Genomic DNA, 17,936 nt, shown 5'->3' with positions numbered 1-17,936 from the left:
TTTATTAAATGATATCAGAAAAGATCAAATTAAAATTATTTGGTTACACATTGGTCAAAGGCAGAATTGATCAAGCTAGTCGAGCTAAACTGATACAGGCTCTGCAGCTCTGCTTGCCAAAGGCTGAAACTACTCAACAGGGCTTAGATTACCTAAGCAACAGAAATCATACTGTGGTAAGCCAGTTATTTTTGAAAGGCTTATTTAAAACAGCATTCACTTCTTCAAGATCGTGTTTTGAATCAGCCCTATCTAGCAAAACTTTAGATTTTGTTTTTGATTATCATAAGACAGATGAAGTTTATTTATTACTTCCTCACGTAGTGCTACATGCTCCGAGTGACCAAAAAGAGCACTTAGTTTTTCATCGAGATAGCTTACCCTCAGAAGGTGTTTTAGTTGCCTGGTTTCCATTAAGCCAGTTGATGGCGCATCAGGTTATTCGGATTTTACCTTTTACACATTATCTAGGGAAATTGTGGGAGTTATTTTTTACTTTAATGCCGAATCAATATCGAAGCTCTTGGATAGCTAAAATAGCAGGGCCGCCCCTTGTTCATCTGCTGAGCGAAAACTACATGTGGCAACTTGGAAATGCGCCAGAAAAAATAGCTGAAGAAGATCAACTGTTTTTTTTGGGCGAAGCGCTGCATGCAGGTAGTATCAACAAAGATAAACAATCCAATCTCGTAATGACCCATCGATACCGAAAAACTAAGCCCTCAGTTTCAAGGTACGTTCAGTTAAAAAAAGGTGCGCAGCCGCAGTTTTTTTTACCCTCACTTTTTGAGCTCAAAGATTTGCAAGAAGATATTCAACCATACCTAAATTCGTATATTGCTGAGCAAAAAAATCAGATCAATTCTTTAAAACAAATTTTACAAAAGCTAAATGAGCCACTTTTTGTTAAATATCCAGTGCTAGCTTATTTTGTTAGATTATTTATAGATATGGATTACCCGAACGAAAAATCTGTTGATCCACGCTGTTTAACGGCCAGCGACTATGACGAAGTTTACGCTCTTACCGGCATGGACTGGCCTATAGTCCAGGCTCATATTTCTATGGCGCAAAGTCACTATTTACGCGGCCAAACAGAACGAGCGTCTTGTTATTTACGTTTAGCTAAAAAGTACACTAAAGATATTTCTCGGTTGGATACAATAATGCATCAAATACCAGACAAAAATTTTATTAAGCTATATACTGTAGGCACTGCGGAGACCTCAGAATGACATCTAAAAAAAATGATTTGAAGAAAACTAAGTCAAAATTTGGTTTTGGCAACTTTTTTAAAAACTCTTCAGCAAAAAATAAGACCTCAAAGGCCGATACTTCAAAAAAGAGTGAAAAACACCCTGTGTATTGTGCTGGTTACGAAAAAACTGGACTAGATGAAAGTAAAAATCCAAATGAGATACCAGATGACTGGATTTGGTTATAGGGTTGAGCCACTGTTTTATTATGAGACAAAAATAATTTGACCAGAAATATCTTTATTAAATTTATAAATTTTCTATAATAGATATATAGTGAAACTTTCAAAAAATGCTCAAGTTTTTCTGAGCCTTTTCTTATGTGCTTTAATTTTTGGACTTAACACAGCCCACGCTATCAATACCAATACAAATGCTATGATGAAGGCAGCCACTGGCTTTTTAGGGTTATACGGCGACGGTGCTGATGGAGCTTTGACAGTCTCGGGCACAACTAACGGCCCAAGTAATCCTTTAGAAATTAATTCTGTCGCTTCAAGCTTAAGTGCTAATTCTTCGGCGGGTGTCACAAATGTGACAGTAAATTCTGGAGCTGGCTTTGCCGCCGGTCAAGAAGTGCTGATCATACAGATGCTAGGCGCTGATGCTGGAAGGTATGAATTTAAAACAATATCTAGCGTTGCTACAAACACACTTACTTTTTCATCGGCTCTTCAAAACAGTTACTTTACAACTAATAAAATCCAAGTCATTCGTGTCATGAAATACACGAACGTAACCATTAATTCCGGAGGATTTTTAACGGTTCCCAGTTTCAATTATACTACAGGCACTGGCGGCGTGATGGCTGTTAAAATTAGCGGCACGCTGACTGTTAACAACGGCGGTGGCGGCTTAAACGGACACATTTCATTGGGTGGCGGCTTTAGTTCGTTTGTATCTCGTGGTTTTGAGGGCGGAAATAGCGCTAACGGCCTTGGGCCAGTTGGTGGGTTAAGTGCTTCAAACAGTGGTGGGGGAAATAATACACCAGGCTCTCCAGACAGATTAATCATGGGTAGTGGTGGTGGTTCAGCCAGCTCTATAGGAGGGCGTGGTGGTGGTATCGCCTTCGTCAATGCGGCAGCGATTGTTTTAAACGGCTCTATTACAACCAACGGCCAAACACCAGCTTCAGGTAATGCGGGCGGTGGTGCTGGAGGTACGATTTTTGTTCAGACCAATACAATCTCAACGACCGCTTCTTGCGGATCATTTACAGCCACTTCTGGTGGGGCCGCAGGCACGGGCACTGCAGGCGCCAATGGCCGTATTTTCGTGAGATACAGAACTTCGACAAGCTGTACAAACGCACAGCCTGCAACAAATTCTAATTTTGAAAAAATGTATTTAAAATAAGATCAATAAACTGCAATAACAAGCGGAGCTAGAGGAGCAATGGCTACAGGGGGTACTGAAATTTCACTCCGCTTGGGTCTTTTTTGTATTTTTGTTATTTTTTTTAATAAAAATATATTAAATTTTATCGAGCACTTTTTCCGTTGCCAGAGTTTGTCAATATTTAGAATAAGAAATTCAAAGACAATGAGCAGCTGAGGTAAATAAATTGACGAACAGGGATTAGGAAAAAATTCTAAGAGCTTGCTCGATCAAATATATATATAGTATTTGACCACCTCTAGAGTTGTGACAAGATAAATTATGTTTTATTTGCAAATACTAATAAGCACATTTTTTATATTAGGCTGTCAGCATGCACGTGTTGCTACCACAAAAATTAATGAAAGAACGGTTCAATTAGAGGTTCTTGGTTCCAAAGGACAAGTAATCTTAAATAAAAAAATTACCATTGATGATCGGAGCCAGCTTATCGCTGTTACTACGCAAGCGCTGCAAGAATCAAAAATAGACTTTAAGACGCAGGTTTTGTGCGGCGAAGAGGGTCTATCTGAGGTAGCTAACTTAAAGACGCAGGAAATAAAACTAAAAAAAAATCACCTTAAATCTTACGGTTGGTGTTATTTTATCGATGATCAGCTTTTTGAAATAATTCCAGGTAAATTTGATATGAAGCAAGTTAAGGGTAAGATCACCTGGGCTTACGCTTACAGTGAAAAGCGTAATAAAAAATGGACAGGTCAATGTGTCAAAGACCATTAGTATAATCGAAAAATGGTTATAAGTTTATCAATTCTAGACGTTAAAATTAGTTTTTCTGGTGATCCTGGCCCATTTGCTCATATTTTTTCTGCTCTTAAAATGACATGGACACACTACCTAACGGTTACGACAGATCAACCCGCTGATCTAAATATTGTTTTAGAAACAGGAGATTTTAACGTTAAAATTCACAGAGAGACTACTTTTACAGTACGCGTTAAATGCCAACCAAACAATCAAGAGTCTTTACCAGAGTTTCAAAAATTGCTTCTATCTATGCTCGGTGAACTTATCGAGCTTAAAGGCTATGTGCGCTTGCATGCCGCACTTGTCAGTGATCAGCATGGCAGAACAACTTTAATAGAAGGACCACCTGGTTGTGGAAAATCTACTTTTTCTTTAAAGATGCTTTCTGAAGGTGGAAAAATTTATACAGATGAATATACATTATGGCGAAACGGCCAATTTTTTTGCTTGGCTTTACCGTTGTCGATTGTAAAAGGCAATTTACAACAACATTGGCCAGCTGGGGCCAGCCCGCAAACTAAGCCAATAAACCCAACAAAAACTGAGTCGATAGCAGTTATTACCCCGTCGAAGAGCTTCATAGAAATAAATCAGATTTTAATTCAGGGTCCTCGATTCCCACGGTTTGCTTTTTGTTACAGAGTGTTTTTGGGGATCGGTAATGTTCAAATGTGGCGTTACCGATTTCAGATTTCTGGCATTAAATCATTAATCGTAACGGCGTTTTATCGTGTTCGAGCTATTGTACAAATTTTGTTTTTGAGTGAATCAAATATTAAATCTTTTACGAAGTACCCAGAGCAGCAATTTAAATTTTGAAAACTTAATATTGATCACTTGCGCGATAACTTCATTAGAAAAAACGGGCAGGTCGTCATGTTTTGTCGAAGAACCAGAGGTAATAAATAGCATACGGTCGGTACTGGGATCATTTTGTTTGCCAATAACCAAGTGGCAAATAACGGCTTCATCTTTTTTGAAAACTATGAAGTGACCTACTTCTAAATAATCTGGATTTATAGCCTTTAGTTGCAAAAGCTGACCACTTTTAATGAACGGCCACATGGATTGCCCGTGCGCTTTGATCTCGACAGTTAGATTAAGTTTAAGTCTTTGTTCGATTTGTTCAGCTAAAATCATTTGTTTTTTGAGCAACAAGGTTAGTATAAAAAGATAACGCTTCTCTAGGGGAACCATCAAAAACAATTTCACCAGCATTCATCACAAAAACACGATTACACACTTTCAGAATCTGTTCTGGCGAATGGCTTACAAAAATAACTGTTTTTGATTGATGAACTAATCCTTGAATACGTTGAGAAATTTTCTGCTGAAATTCTTGATCGGCACCATCAAAGACTTCGTCAAGAATTAATATTGATGAAGGACTAGCTGAAATTAATGAAAGACAAAGGCGTGCTTGCATGCCGTTACTATAGTTTCTGAATGGCATATCAATAAAATTTTTTAAGCCAGAAAAGTTTATGATGTCCTCGAGCATTTCATCATGCAATGTTTCTTTTTCGGGATAGATATATTTTAAAAGTAAGTCTGCATTTTCACGTCCAGTTAAATCTGGAAATATACCAACGCTAGTATCAAAAATTCCCCGAACCTCCCCGTTGACAGTAACTTGCCCCTGTTGAGGTTGATAAAGTTGTGCGATAAGACGACAAAGGCTAGTTTTGCCTGCACCATTGTGGCCAATTAAGCCGATACGATCACCTTCATAGGCTTCAAAAGAAATTTTTTTGAGTGCGTATATTTTATGATTTGGTTTTAAAAGAGTTTCTATCGGTTTTGAGAAAAAATTTACAAATTTACTCTTGAGACTCCAGGCCTGGTAAAGTTCTCCAGAAAATGTAAGATGAATGTTTTTTAGAGAAATCGTCACATTATTTTTAGAGGTAGCGGTAGATTTCATGTTTGTTCCGCTTCCAATAAATGAGAAGAGCAGCTGTTAAGACTGCATTCACTAAAAGAGTAATGGGTAGATGATCATTGATAACATCACCATTGATAGATTTTCTAATGCCTTCAACCCAATGTAGAATTGGATTTAGATCAAGTATTTTCACAAATTGATGTGGAATAAAATCTCGTGGATAAAAAACAGGTGTTAAAAAAAATAGAACCTGTAGTACAAAACTTAAAACAAATTTAAAATCTCTGAAAAATACTTGAATGATTGAGCACAGAACAGACAATATGAAAACGCCGTAAGCTAAGCTAAGAACTGCAGGAATCGCCAGAAAAAAATCAAAAGGGCTTCTGTCGGCTTTAATCAAAGCGGTGACTAAAATCAAAAAAAATGCGATACTAAAATTAAAAAAGTTTTCTAGAAATTGCGATCCACTAAGTACGATAGGGTTAATGGGATAAGCTTTTAATAGCTTTGCTCCTTGGATAAGTGAAGAGCTTGTCATTTCGCAAGTCGAGCTAAAAAAAATCCAGGGCAACAAACCTGAGGCCAAAAAAAGAAAATAATTTTCTATTTCTAATTTTAAAATGTATTTGAAAGCCACACTTTGAGCTGTTAGCAAGATAACAGGATTTAAAATAACCCAGATAAAACCAGCGATAGATTGGCGATACCTGACTTTTAAACTGGCTTTCGTGGTTGCGATAATTTGTAAAATGTCGACATAACTAAAAGTTTGTTTCATTCAAATTCAATTTTTTCAATTTTACTATAGAAATCTGTAAACTCAGGAAAAGTGTTTAAAAAGTTAGTTTTACGCCTTTGATCTGACTGGCGTGTGTAGTTTAAAAAATCTATTTGTTGTTTTTTTTGGTTAAATTCAGCGGGAGTGCTTTTGCTGAATTCAATAAGTCTTTTCATTTTTTCGATTTCGTATTGGTCAAAACCGGCACTTACAGCTGATTGCTCATTAGCCAACATGAAAGCTAAGCAGTCCTGCATTGGCTTTTTAAGCTGTTCATCTAAAATAAGTATCGACAAAAAATCAGGATATCTTAAATAAGAAATATCTAAGGTGATTCGCCGGCCATTTAACTGGAAACGTTTTTTCAATTTTAATACTTCTTCAAGAAATCTCAGAAATTGAGGCACGCTTAAAGCATTAAATGTGCACATAAAAGTCAAATGCGCCGATTCAAGCTTAGTAAGCACATAATTTAGGTTTTCTTGAAAAAGACTTAGTTTTAGGCCAGTTCTAATATATTCAGCCTGTGCACCCCAAGTGTCTAAACTGGTAAATAATGATAACGATGCAACATTATTTGTTAGTAGTGCAAGTTTATCACAGAAGTTTTTAACGATTGTATTTGAGCTACCTAAATTAGAATTAATAGCCAACTCAAGGCCTGGATGTGAGTTTTGAGATATATGATCAATAATTTTACCCGTATTTTGCGATAGCAAGGGTTCGCCACCCGTGATCCGCAGAACTTTTAAATGGGGGTAAAGACTAGGCCACCATTTCCAGAAGGCATTGACATAGGGATTTTCGTCTTCGGGCAAAATGCCTTTATTCATTGATTTAATCCAAGCCAAATCGTTGTAAGCATAACTGAGTTGATAAGCTCCATGCTTTTCTATTTCATCTTCCCACAGTGAAGAAATATGTGGAAAACAGTATAAGCATTTAAAATTGCATTTATGACTAAAAGAAACCTCTAGATAGCTCGGAAAAATATTTGTGTCGTACGGTAATTGCGTGACTTCATCAAAGCTATCTTTGGCCCAGTAGTCATTAGACTTAATAAGACGGTCGCTGGTAAATTGCTCGCCAAGATCTTCAATATTCCAACAGTATTGACACTCGGCAGGCCTTTTGCCCTCAAGCATCAGTTTTCGCTGTGCTTTCTTAAAGTTTGTATTATGAAGAGCGCTGGGATTGTCTTTTAATTCAGAAAGTGGAACTGTGTGTGTACCTGGATGATGGCAAGAATGTGTTTGTCCATTTTGAAGATGAATTGTAACTTGCTTCCACTTAGCAAGGCACAGAGAAGGTGAAAAATGATTAAGTTTACTTTTCGTTTTTGCGATTTCATCCTGAAAAGACATAACTAAATACTACACGGCTTGCGGATCTGGTTCAAGCACCATCAACAAAGCCTGAAATGACTTCTGTTCAACTGGTGCGACTTGGTCTAGTGCCATTTTCAAATTGCTAAAGTGTTTAGAATAGTCTGTAGCCACCAATGCCAAATTATGCTTTAGACCTACTACTTCCCATTGAACAACTCTGAATAAAACTTGAATTTCGGCACTTGATAAGCTCGATAAATCTTTTCGGATAAAACAAAGCAGATTTATATTTAAGACGTAAAACCAGTTTTCACACTTTTCATCAAAAGTCAGGTGCAAGGGTTTAGTGTTTATATTGCATAGCCTGTCAAACAAGGGCTTGATTTCAGCCACGGCCAGATTCAGTCTAAACACACTGTTAACTAGGCTGGTATATTGTTGCCACAGGCTCTCACTTAAATTCGCTGCAAATAATGGTTTGTCGATTTTAAACTGTAATAACTTAAAATGGTGAATCCATTTCTTAGTTCTAAGTTCTGGATATTGTTCGACATCAAAATAATTTGAAATCAGCATTTTATGAAAAAAAACCAAGCGATCAAAATCAGAAGGTGTGTTCAAAGCAGATTTTGGCAAAAGGGCTTTTAAAGCGGGATCCCTAAATAGTTCAAAAAAGTTTTGATGCTTTTGTATAAAATTGAGATCTTCGACGCAATCAGTTAGAGCTGTGTAGTCTCCAGTCATTGGAAATATTTTTTTTACGAAATTTAAGTCTTTTCTGAGTTTTATTAACTCATGGGGCTGCAAGGGAGCTTTTAATAAAAGAGTTAAATCAAGATCACTAACGCCTGGCTCATCATACCCCAGCGCCAGAGCATTTCGCAGCCAAATGGCTTTAACATTGTCATTTTTGAAACGGATATAATTATCAACAACCTGACAAATTAGCTTTAGCCCTTTTGAATAGAGATAACTTAATTTTAACTGACGTATAACTAAATTCAAGGTTTGCTTTTTACGGCTTATCATCAGCTGAGATTACAATTGCCTGAAAAAAAATAATAGTTCAATCTTAAGCAGTGCCAAATTATTTCGTTATCATCACCACGCATCAAAGAAGTGCTTTGCTTCGACTTAATCTTCAGTCGCTTTTGAATCAAAGATACTGCCAGGCAAATCTTTTCAATATAACTGTCGGCATTCTACGAAATGGTGTTGATTCAGATTCAGATATTGTTATTGAATCTTTTAGAAAAAAATCTTTGCAGTATCCGTTTATTAAAGCGGTTATTGTTCATGCAAGCAACATCAAGCGTCCGCCCCCCGAAGCACGCAACTATTTATGGCAGCAGCATCAGGACTATGATTATTACGTATTTATAGATGACGATGCATATTTTAAAAAAAATTATTTTTCTACTTTAGAAAAATATTTATCACATCATAAAGTCGATTTAATTGGTGGTCCAAATTATAGTTTTTTAAAAAAGAATCCGTTTCAAAGGCTACAGAATAAATTTCTCGCTTCGCGTTGGTGCGGGCCATTTCGGCATCGATACATGGGTCGCAATAACAGCATTTCAAAAACAAAGAATTCATTTATTTTATGTAACCTGGTTGTTTCAAAAAACATTTTCACGCCATTTGCTAGTCATATTAAATTTGGCGAAGAACTTTTCATGTTAGACAATTTTTTTCAAAACGGCATCGAAGCTCATTACTTAAAAAATCTAGTTGTTTTTCACCGCCGCAGAGAAAAAGTAGATGATTTTTTAATTCAAATTTTAAAGTACGGCGTTGGACGCGGTGAATATCTGCGTGTAAAAGAAACAGCTGCTCGGCTAATACTTATAATTTCTTTACTCTTTTTTCTAACGGTTTTGTTGATCATTGAAAAATCGCACATTATCTTCAAAAAGACTTACGAGCCACAGTATATGAAAAATTTTTACTTTGCCATAAAAGTTCTTAGAGCTTATTCCAAGGGAGTTTTAACCGGACTTATTTTTACCAGATAAAGTATGTCGGATTTTTCTTTTTGAAAAATCTGAATATCTACATTGGCCAGAAATTTTTCTTCGAGTTCACTTTTGAGTGTAACTAAATAGGGTGTTGCGCCCCAGTAATTATCAACAATAAAAACAGGCTGATTAGTTTCAAGAACACGTGTGATGACTTGCTGTATAGAATCAATTTTTTTAACTTCACAATTTATTTTTTTAAAATAAGGTGTATTGATGGCTAAAGATCTGGTTGTAAAAATCTGTGGACACGGGCTTGCATTTTTAAATGTTTGTGCCAGTTCCCGCCAGGGAGCCTTGACGTTTTGATAAATCTGATTAACTGATACGCAAAGACTGATTGTTGTCAAAAAACACAGCGAAATTATTGTATAGCGCCGGTGCTCTGATAAATATAACTGCTCGATAATAGTAGAAACGGAGTAGACAAAAAATGGAACTGCAATAATAAAATAACGATCTAGAGCAAAATTTCGTTCAAATAAGTAACCAGTCAAGATCAAGCCTGCAAAAAGCAAAGGTGTAAAAGAATGTATAATCAGCGTTAAAAAATTTGATGTTCTAAATTTTTTAATTAGTAAGAACGGTAAATATAAAAATATCGCCCATGAGCTCAACTTTAAAAATATCGAAAAATAATCATAAGTTGCAGAGCCTTGTGCAAATTTGTATCTTTGCCACTCTAGAGGAGACCAGTTAATAATTTGTAATACACTCATTGCGAAAATTGAGCCTAGAAAAAGAAGGGCTATTTTTTTTGCTAAATTTTGAGTTTTAGTAGCCCAGATCGCAGCAAGATAAAAAATCGGAATGATGGCTAAATAGTGTGTCATAACCGCAAATATGCCGGCTAATAGCAAGGCGATTGTAGATTTTCTAGTTGGATCTTCTTCGTTCTTAATGGTGAAGACTAAAAAAAGTAAGATCAAAAACTCTAACAAGGCGTAGGGCCTTGTCTCTTGAGCCATTAAAATTGAAAGCGGATTTATAGCCATTAATAGTATTGCTATATATTTTATCATCTGCTTTTTAAATAAGTGACCTGCCAAGACGACAGATAACATCGAAAACAAAACTGAAAGTGAACGTGTCGCTAGCTCTGAATCCCCCCACAGGTTAATCCAGCCTTTTAGCACCAGTGGATATAAAATAAAGTGATTATCCCAGAGCAGAGCCTGCCAAAGTGAATGGCTTGAAAAGTGAACCGAAACTAATTCATCAATCCAATAACTTTGGTACGCTAAATGGTACAGCCTTAAAACTAAGCCTAAGAGCAAGATAAAATAAAATATCGATTTGTTAAAAGCCACTGTCTTATATTATTGAAAACCGGTGATCCAAGACACAAATATTAAGTTTCCGGCACGTAGCATTGTGTATGTTGTCATAGTTCCGTTAACGGTTGGCCCGTTAGCTGGTGAAAATTTAAAATTAGTGCCAGCTAAGCTATCTGGAGTCGACTGTGAAAAACTGCAAGTTCCAGAAGTAGTACCTAGCACTATTAGCGTGTAGGCGCCACCATCTTTCATGTTAGCAAAGGTAAATGCACCACAATTTGCAGTTGTGTATTGTGTGTTACCATTATTCCAGTCGATTGACGTTGCGGCGCCAGCATTGAAGGCCTGTTGCATTCTGAACTGCGAAGACGCTATTAACTCACCACTAGATGATACGGTTAGGCGTGGTGTGTTGTTTGTTTCTATTACAACGCTGTTGGCATCATTTGTTCCAACGGTTGCATTGGCGCCGAAAGTATTACCACCGTTGACAATAAAGCCCGCTGCATTACCAGATGTAGGAGCCCAGTCAGTGCCGTTCCAAGCTAGAAATTCATTAAAGGCAGGCGCCGTTGAAGCAACATTACGACCGCGTATTCTAGCCACTGTAGTAGAAGAGATCGTTCCTGTAACATCACCAGCTAAGGGAATTGTTCCTACTGTAGCTGCATTTTGAGGGTTAAAAGTAAGAGCACTAGTGATATCAGCAGCAACTAAGTTCGTGCCAGAAGTAACGCGTCCTTTGCTATCTACAGTTAGTTTAGGATAAGTTCCTGCGGTTACACCAGTATTAGTTAGAGTGGGGTTTGGATAAGTTCCTGTTAAATCACCACCAGCAGCGCCACCAGGTGCGGTTCCAGAAATCGTAACAGCACTTGCCGCAGTTAATCGGCCTTGAGCATCAACAGTGAAAGTTGCCACCTGATTAGAGGAACCATAAGAGCCTGCAGTTACTGCGGTGTTGGCCAGAGCAATAGTTCCTGAAGAGGTGATAGATCCGCCAGTTAAACCAGTGCCTGCAGTAACATTAGTTACTGTGCCACCAGGGTTAGAAGAACTAATCTGAATATTGCCAGCATTTTGTGTAATCACGATATTAGATCCAGCGGTCACAGATTTATACTCTAAACCAGAACCCGCGGCATTAACTCCAAGTATAGTGTTTGAAGATCCCAGAGCGCCAAGCCCGGTTCCTCCAAGTGTAGTAGGCAATAATCCAGAAGTTAATTTTGAAATATCAAGATTAGGAATATCAGCAGCAACTAAGTTCGTGCCAGAAGTAACGCGTCCTTTGCTATCTACAGTTAGTTTAGGATAAGTTCCTGCGGTTACACCAGTATTAGTTAGAGTGGGGTTTGGATAAGTTCCTGTTAAATCACCACCAGCAGCGCCACCAGGTGCGGTTCCAGAAATCGTAACAGCACTTGCCGCAGTTAATCGGCCTTGAGCATCAACAGTGAAAGTTGCCACCTGATTAGAGGAACCATAAGAGCCTGCAGTTACTGCGGTGTTGGCCAGAGCAATAGTTCCTGAAGAGGTGATAGATCCGCCAGTTAAACCAGTGCCTGCAGTAACATTAGTTACTGTGCCTGAGTTAGAATTATCGGATGAGGCAATCCAACTTGTTCCATCAAACTTTAAAACTTGTCCAGCTGATGGAACGGCGTTAGAAATAGGAACCCCGCGAATCTTTACGACTGCCGTTGCAGAACTTGATCCTGTGACATCGCCATCTAAGCTGATGTTGGAATTAGTTAATGAAACGCAACTAAAACTTGCGTTGTTGAAAGTCAAAACTTCGTTATTGCTACAGGTTTGTAAACCAGTTGATGGTGCAAAGTCAGATTCAGATTTTCCGTTAAATAGTAAAGAGTTATTGGCTTGCGTAGCGTACATTGCATAAGGCACAGAGTTGATTGGCATCGCTGGCAAAGTTTGCCAACCACTTTCATCACGGAATTGCATAACAAGTTTTCGGCTGTCATTAGGTTGCGGAGTGTAAGTTGCTGACAAGCTTGATTCAGGCTGACAATTTAATGTGCTTTTATTATTAAAAACATCGACAAACTGTCTTGTACCACTCGTCGCTGCAAATGTAATTACACCAGTGCCCAGAGACAGGTTGATAAGACCAGAGCTTCGACTCATGTTTAATGCATAGTGCTCTTCGATATATAAAATACAATCACGTGCAGGGCTAATAACAGTAAATCGAAAATTAACATTGGTGCTTTCTAACGGCATACCGTTTGGCTTATAGATTTTAGCTTGATATGTTGTAGAAGATGGTAAAGCAATAGCCGAGACTGCCGAGTTGAAAAGCAGAAAGAATAAGAAAAATCGTGCGAAATTTATACAATTTGTCTTTCTTTGCACAATTCTTTATCGTCAGATGCCAGTGCTTGCTTAATACCTTTTACGACAAAACTTAAAAAAGGCGCTTTACCTGGAAATAGCTGTTACCAAAGCGGCTCAAAATGAGAATTTGGATTTCAAGCCGCTTGCTCATTGCCCGTTAAATAGCGTTACTGAAGATGCTAACCTTAAGTCTTTGAAATTACACAGGGTAGTGGGGTGACTGGCGATGCTAAATACGAATATGCACAAGTAATGAGTAAGCGTTACTATAATTCTGACTTAAAATCGAAGTGTCTTATTTTGAGCGAGTTAGAAATAAATTTGAAAATCTACAGAAAATATGTTGTTAGTTTGTTAAGTGCAATTTAAAATCATTGACCAGAAGAAATTCACAGCCGTCGCAGAACTGATAACGACCGTCAAAACGCTACTGATTTTACTGTTTCCATATCACGAACATCACAGCAAACTTTTTCTGACTGCAATAGCCTCAACAAGCTCTGTATGAACTCGTCTTGCTTGCTGGCAATAGCTAAATTCGTTACAATTATTTTTGCAATCACGAGAAGATTTATCTGTAACTGCTGCTAAATTTTAATTACTAAAACTTATGTCCTCCCTTTATGGTTGTTGGTAAAGTGTGTGGTTCTTTTTTGAAATTGGATTACTTTGATTACGTTAATGTGATCGCCAATAGGTGCTAGAAGCATCACCTCAGTTGTATACTGTCGTAAATAATTTTTAAACTTTTCGACCCGACACCGATTAAACCTATCCATTTCACTTTTGGGCTTTATGATAGCTTGCTTGAAAACATCGTTCGCGACTTTACACCTCATGCTTCGTACAGCCCTTGGCAAGTGTGCCGTTTGTAAACTTCGAGAACGAGTATGTGCGTGTTGAGTCTTAAATCCACGGCGACTTGTTCAAGATTAACAGGCGGTATCGACATTAGCCAACAGAGTTGACCTTTCGCCTGAGTTCGCTCGACAGGTTTTTTCTAAAACGGCGGGGCGTTCTACCTCGACCTTTTGATTGATCTCGCCTGTTACGCATTTGTTTATTTAGTTATCACTTGCCAATCAATACACCTGTTCTAGGCTTAAAGTATGAAAACATTAATCCACCTTATCGTATTTAGCCTTTTATCTATCAACGCCCATGCGGTTACGCTTGAAGCAAAACCAGTCAAAGACTTAATGAAAGAAATCGATACCACCACCTTCAGATATACTGAAACAGGTATGGCTTACGGTTTTGTCACGATTAAAAGCTGTGTTTACACAAGCCCAGACATGATCGTTATTAAAAATTACTGTTCGCCGAAAAAGGACTACCCGGCCAAAGGGTACACTATCATTTCTAAAAAATTCGGACTAATTGAATTCTACCAGGAAGAAATTGATTCAGAGATATTAAAACGCGATGTTCGTATCGATGGCTTTCCGGCTGTGATTGCACCTTACTTAAAAGCCAATTTAGACGGCCAGAAATTAACAACCATCAACAACTTCTTAGAGTCGATGAATAACAAACGTGATCCGGCTTGTTGGTCTACCAACTTTAGTTTCTATACAGAAAGCAATGAAGCTGCCTGCTACGAAGCCAATATTTCTGAGTTTCCTGAATGGGAGACTGAAACCCAGGAACTGACCCATGACGCAAAAGCATGGGCGCAGTTAATTAAGACTCTGGAAACCAAGTTCCCACGTTAATTGATTAAGCCGCAATCTACTTTTTAAAGCCGGAGTTGTAATCCGGCTTTTTTATTTTCTCAGGGATTAATTGCCCCGGCTTTTTAATTGCAAGTTCTTGTTGCTGGCGTGGGCCACAACTATGAAAAAATTATTTCGAGACCGTAAACATGCAGGACGCCTTTTAGCTACCCATTTGCAGAAAGTCATTGAACTGGACCGCAAGAACAGTCTGATTTTGGCACTTCCGCGTGGCGGTGTGCCCGTGGCCATTGAGGTTGCGAGCGTTCTCGATATCCCCATGGATGTTTTAGTCGTCAGAAAAATCGGCCATCCGTTTCAACCCGAATACGGCATCGGCGCGATCACCGAAGAGGGCTATTACTGGGCCGATCCCGGCGCCATTCTTGTCTCTGATATTCAGCCCCATCAAATCCAGCAAACCGTCGAAAAAGAACGCTTAGAAGTTGCACGGCGGGTAAAAAAGTATCGCAACAATGAACCACTCACTTCGTTAATGAACAAAACTGTTATTTTGGTTGATGACGGTCTTGCCACCGGGGTTACTGCGCGAGTCGCCGCACAATACATTCGAACCAAAGGCGCCCATAGAATAATTCTGGCTGTGCCGATTGCGCCGGATAGCACCGCTCAGTCGCACCCGCCGGAGTTTGATGAAATTATTTGTTTTCAGCAATCACCGTCACTCTTGGCAATCAGTCAGTTTTACGAAGATTTTACCCAGGTTACTGATCAGGAAGTTATAGAAACGCTTAAAAAGAAAAATAACAAACAACGAGAGAACCTTATATAAGGAGGCAGTATGAAAAGAACGGCACGTGCAAAATGGCAAGGTGGTTTAAAACGCGGTAAGGGCTTATTATCAACCGAAAGCGGTGAGCTACAGAATATTTCTTACAATTTTAGTCAGCGTTTTGAAGATGATCATGGCACGAACCCCGAAGAGCTTATCGGCGCTTCATACGGCAGTTGTTTTGCCATGGCCTTAGCCGGTGAATTAGAGAAACGCGGCTACATTCCCGACAATCTGGAGGTCACCGCAGAAGTACATCTTGATAAAACCATTGTTGGCTGGAAAATTCCGCAGATTCATCTGCGTATTTCTGCATCCGTACCTGGTGCCACGGCCAAAACTATCGACGAAGTCGCGAGCCACACTAAAGACAATTGTCCCATCGGAAAAATATTAAATACGCATGTTTCGATGGAACTTCATGTTCCCGCACAGGAATCCGTGGCTCCGCAGTCGCTAATTTAAAATTAAAAAGTTTCTGTCTTAACAGTGTGTGTTGCAAACTCTACTGCAACGCTGTCGTTACTTAAGAAACCCATACCGATAACTTGTTTTGCTACGCCAACCGGAGCACGGAAACATTTAGTGTATGTCGAAGCTTCATTATTGATGTTGTAAGCTGTAACTACAATTTTCTTTTTTCCATCAGCTGTATAACCTACATGGCTAAAAGTAACCGGACCTAATTTATCCATGCAGCCATTTAATGTAAATTTGATCGTCAATATTGCCGCTGGTTCGCACATAGCTGGCTTCGGACAATTCGGCATGTATGATTCAACTGACACTTCACCTTTAGATAATAAGGTTAAGCCGGTGCTTTTTTCCGGTAATGTTAATGTTGAAGCCGATGCCACGGTTGATAAAGCTAAGATCACAGATACTAAAATAGTTTTCATGGTTAATCCTTGGTTATTGTTTAATGCAGACGTGAGCAGGTATAGCCGACTTTCGCCAAAAGCCAAAGCCGCAACTTTCACCTCTGATAAATTTATCCGGTCCAACCCAAATTGGAACCTGGGCGTGGCACTATTTTTTAGATGTCTTAATTGCTTTTTAACTGCAAAATAGCTGTTATGAAATCAATTTGTATTTATTGCGGTTCGCGTACAGGAAATCACCCTGACTTAATGCCAATGGCCTATCAAGCCGGCGAGTTAATCGCCCAAACCGGGCACACCGTTATTTATGGTGGTGCAAATGTTGGACTCATGGGTCAGGTTGCTAACGGAGCGCTAGCTCAGGGTGGAAAAGTTATCGGGGTCATTCCGAAATTAATTTTTGATTTCGAAGTGGCCCATGAAGGAATTACCGAGCTTCATCAGGTTGAAAACATGCACCAGAGAAAATTAAAAATGATGGAGCTTTCAGATGCATTTATCGCATTACCCGGCGGCTTTGGCACCATGGATGAGCTTAATGAGATTATTACTTGGCGCCAGATCAAACTGCACAGCAAGCCAATTGCGATCTTGAATCACAATGGCTACTACGATCATTACTTAGAATTTTTAAAAGTAAGTGTTAAGGCCGGATTAATCTCGCAAGAGCATATTGATATGCTGATTGTGGCCAACACTATGGAGCAAATTCTAGCTCAGCTCTAACCGGTAAATGATCCGACGACACAATCGATTCAAGTATTGTAATCGATTTAGCCTTAAAGCCGCGCACGTAGATGTGATCTAGCTTAAGTTTGCGATTATCGATTTCGGGCTTAAGCAATACCATACCAAGCGCTTTGGCTTTAGCATTTACGTAGGCCATGCGGACTGGGTTCCAGGTATTAAAATCACCGGCCCAGATAATCGGACCGGCGAATTCTTTAGCCATTGCAGAAATCTGATCCATGTGTTTTTCGAAATCTAAACCTTTGTTCGCATTTAAACCGTGCACGTTAATCAATAACACCTTAACACCGCTGATTTCTACTGTGGAATAACCTGTGACTTTCGGGGTATTCACGACCGGCTCAAGACCCGGCGCCATCACGGCTTCTACTTCTAGCTGCGGAAAACGAGATCCCGTCTGTACGCCGGTTGCACCATAATCACGGCAAAAACTTTTAAAGAATGTCCAATCCATGGAAATTTGACTGGCGATACGTTGTTGCAAAGCCGCGCTGTGCACAGCCTCCTGAAGAAAGGCGATATCTGTTTTGGCCGTCAAAGCAGCCAAATCGGATAAAGAATTTTCACGTTTAAATTTTAAAACATTCCAGGTTAATACTTCGATGGTCTTTTCCTGGCGCGGGATAACGGCTTCAGAAAACTGAATTAATTTATCATTAGAATTATGACTACAGATGACTGACGGGTTGGCGAAAGCCACTTGGGTAGTAAGCCAAACAAGTGCGGCGATTTTCATTTTCATA

The 17,936-nt window shown here is 38.9% G+C and carries 19 protein-coding genes; 10 read left to right on the top strand and 9 right to left on the bottom strand.

The genetic code is table 11. The features are described from left to right. Positions 1-8: 8 nt before the first annotated feature. From AC04MM_RS05505 to AC04MM_RS05485, 5 genes are all read left to right on the top strand, one after another. Positions 9-1,235: a hypothetical protein gene (locus tag AC04MM_RS05505; RefSeq protein WP_475379322.1), complete on the top strand. Its 1,227-nt coding sequence runs from the start codon at positions 9-11 to the stop codon at positions 1,233-1,235. Next, a complete protein-coding gene (locus AC04MM_RS05500; protein ID WP_475379321.1) occupies positions 1,232-1,444 on the top strand; it encodes a hypothetical protein in 213 nt (70 codons plus the stop codon). Before AC04MM_RS05505 ends, AC04MM_RS05500 begins: the two co-directional genes overlap by 4 nt. A 190-nt stretch (positions 1,445-1,634) precedes the next feature. Then, positions 1,635-2,615: a hypothetical protein gene (locus tag AC04MM_RS05495; protein ID WP_475379320.1), complete on the top strand. Its 981-nt coding sequence runs from the start codon at positions 1,635-1,637 to the stop codon at positions 2,613-2,615. A 303-nt stretch (positions 2,616-2,918) separates the two neighbouring features. After that, positions 2,919-3,377 carry a hypothetical protein gene (locus AC04MM_RS05490; protein WP_475379319.1) on the top strand — a complete coding sequence of 153 codons (459 nt, stop codon included), beginning with the start codon at positions 2,919-2,921 and terminating at the stop codon, positions 3,375-3,377. Positions 3,378-3,389: 12 nt separating this feature from the next. Continuing rightward, positions 3,390-4,223: a hypothetical protein gene (locus AC04MM_RS05485; protein WP_475379318.1), complete on the top strand. Its 834-nt coding sequence runs from the start codon at positions 3,390-3,392 to the stop codon at positions 4,221-4,223. Here AC04MM_RS05485 and AC04MM_RS05480 read toward each other — a convergent pair. The 5 genes from AC04MM_RS05480 to AC04MM_RS05460 are packed head-to-tail and all read right to left on the bottom strand — an operon-like array spanning position 4,173 to position 8,403. Then, positions 4,173-4,544 carry a S24/S26 family peptidase gene (locus AC04MM_RS05480; protein WP_475379317.1) on the bottom strand — a complete coding sequence of 124 codons (372 nt, stop codon included), beginning with the start codon at positions 4,542-4,544 and terminating at the stop codon, positions 4,173-4,175. The two genes, AC04MM_RS05485 and AC04MM_RS05480, sit on opposite strands and share 51 nt — an antisense overlap. Continuing rightward, complete coding sequence (locus AC04MM_RS05475; RefSeq protein WP_475379316.1) at positions 4,531-5,328, bottom strand: ABC transporter ATP-binding protein; 798 nt, start codon at positions 5,326-5,328, stop codon at positions 4,531-4,533. The genes AC04MM_RS05480 and AC04MM_RS05475 overlap by 14 nt, the downstream gene beginning before the upstream one ends. After that, a complete protein-coding gene (locus AC04MM_RS05470; RefSeq protein ID WP_475379315.1) occupies positions 5,306-6,070 on the bottom strand; it encodes an ABC transporter permease in 765 nt (254 codons plus the stop codon). The genes AC04MM_RS05475 and AC04MM_RS05470 overlap by 23 nt, the downstream gene beginning before the upstream one ends. Continuing rightward, positions 6,067-7,434 (bottom strand): twitch domain-containing radical SAM protein, encoded by a 1,368-nt coding sequence (locus tag AC04MM_RS05465; RefSeq protein ID WP_475379314.1) that lies wholly within the window; start codon positions 7,432-7,434, stop codon positions 6,067-6,069. The genes AC04MM_RS05470 and AC04MM_RS05465 overlap by 4 nt, the downstream gene beginning before the upstream one ends. 9 nt (positions 7,435-7,443) lie before the next feature. Then, positions 7,444-8,403 (bottom strand): hypothetical protein, encoded by a 960-nt coding sequence (locus AC04MM_RS05460; RefSeq protein ID WP_475379313.1) that lies wholly within the window; start codon positions 8,401-8,403, stop codon positions 7,444-7,446. A 74-nt stretch (positions 8,404-8,477) separates the two neighbouring features. Here AC04MM_RS05460 and AC04MM_RS05455 point away from each other — a divergent pair, with 74 nt between their 5' ends. Next, positions 8,478-9,416, top strand: coding sequence for a glycosyltransferase (locus AC04MM_RS05455; RefSeq protein ID WP_475379312.1), 939 nt, complete (start codon positions 8,478-8,480; stop codon positions 9,414-9,416). Here the strand turns inward: AC04MM_RS05455 and AC04MM_RS05450 are convergent. Further along, positions 9,374-10,729, bottom strand: coding sequence for a hypothetical protein (locus AC04MM_RS05450; RefSeq protein WP_475379311.1), 1,356 nt, complete (start codon positions 10,727-10,729; stop codon positions 9,374-9,376). The genes AC04MM_RS05455 and AC04MM_RS05450 overlap by 43 nt on opposite strands. Before the next feature lie 9 nt (positions 10,730-10,738). After that, positions 10,739-12,940, bottom strand: coding sequence for a beta strand repeat-containing protein (locus tag AC04MM_RS05445; protein WP_475379310.1), 2,202 nt, complete (start codon positions 12,938-12,940; stop codon positions 10,739-10,741). 1,223 nt (positions 12,941-14,163) lie between these two features. Here AC04MM_RS05445 and AC04MM_RS05440 point away from each other — a divergent pair. The 3 genes from AC04MM_RS05440 (at position 14,164) to AC04MM_RS05430 (ending at position 16,027) form a co-directional block, all read left to right on the top strand. Beyond that, positions 14,164-14,769, top strand: coding sequence for a hypothetical protein (locus AC04MM_RS05440; RefSeq protein ID WP_475379309.1), 606 nt, complete (start codon positions 14,164-14,166; stop codon positions 14,767-14,769). Between the two features lie 121 nt (positions 14,770-14,890). Continuing rightward, a complete protein-coding gene (locus AC04MM_RS05435; RefSeq protein ID WP_475379308.1) occupies positions 14,891-15,562 on the top strand; it encodes a phosphoribosyltransferase in 672 nt (223 codons plus the stop codon). Between the two features lie 9 nt (positions 15,563-15,571). Further along, positions 15,572-16,027 (top strand): OsmC family peroxiredoxin, encoded by a 456-nt coding sequence (locus AC04MM_RS05430; RefSeq protein WP_475379307.1) that lies wholly within the window; start codon positions 15,572-15,574, stop codon positions 16,025-16,027. A 2-nt stretch (positions 16,028-16,029) separates the two neighbouring features. Here the strand turns inward: AC04MM_RS05430 and AC04MM_RS05425 are convergent, their stop codons facing one another. Further along, positions 16,030-16,461: a hypothetical protein gene (locus tag AC04MM_RS05425; protein WP_475379306.1), complete on the bottom strand. Its 432-nt coding sequence runs from the start codon at positions 16,459-16,461 to the stop codon at positions 16,030-16,032. Between the two features lie 177 nt (positions 16,462-16,638). Here AC04MM_RS05425 and AC04MM_RS05420 point away from each other — a divergent pair, with 177 nt between their 5' ends. Further along, positions 16,639-17,169: an LOG family protein gene (locus AC04MM_RS05420; protein ID WP_475379305.1), complete on the top strand. Its 531-nt coding sequence runs from the start codon at positions 16,639-16,641 to the stop codon at positions 17,167-17,169. Here AC04MM_RS05420 and AC04MM_RS05415 read toward each other — a convergent pair. Continuing rightward, entirely contained in the window at positions 17,141-17,935 is a 795-nt protein-coding gene (locus AC04MM_RS05415; protein ID WP_475379304.1) for an endonuclease/exonuclease/phosphatase family protein, read from the bottom strand. The genes AC04MM_RS05420 and AC04MM_RS05415 overlap by 29 nt on opposite strands. Position 17,936 lies beyond the last annotated feature (1 nt).

The sequence above is a fragment of the Bdellovibrio sp. SBM16 genome (assembly GCF_056175625.1).
The sequence above is the reverse complement of the archived record's forward strand: the minus strand, read 5'-3'. Positions and strand labels throughout refer to the sequence as shown.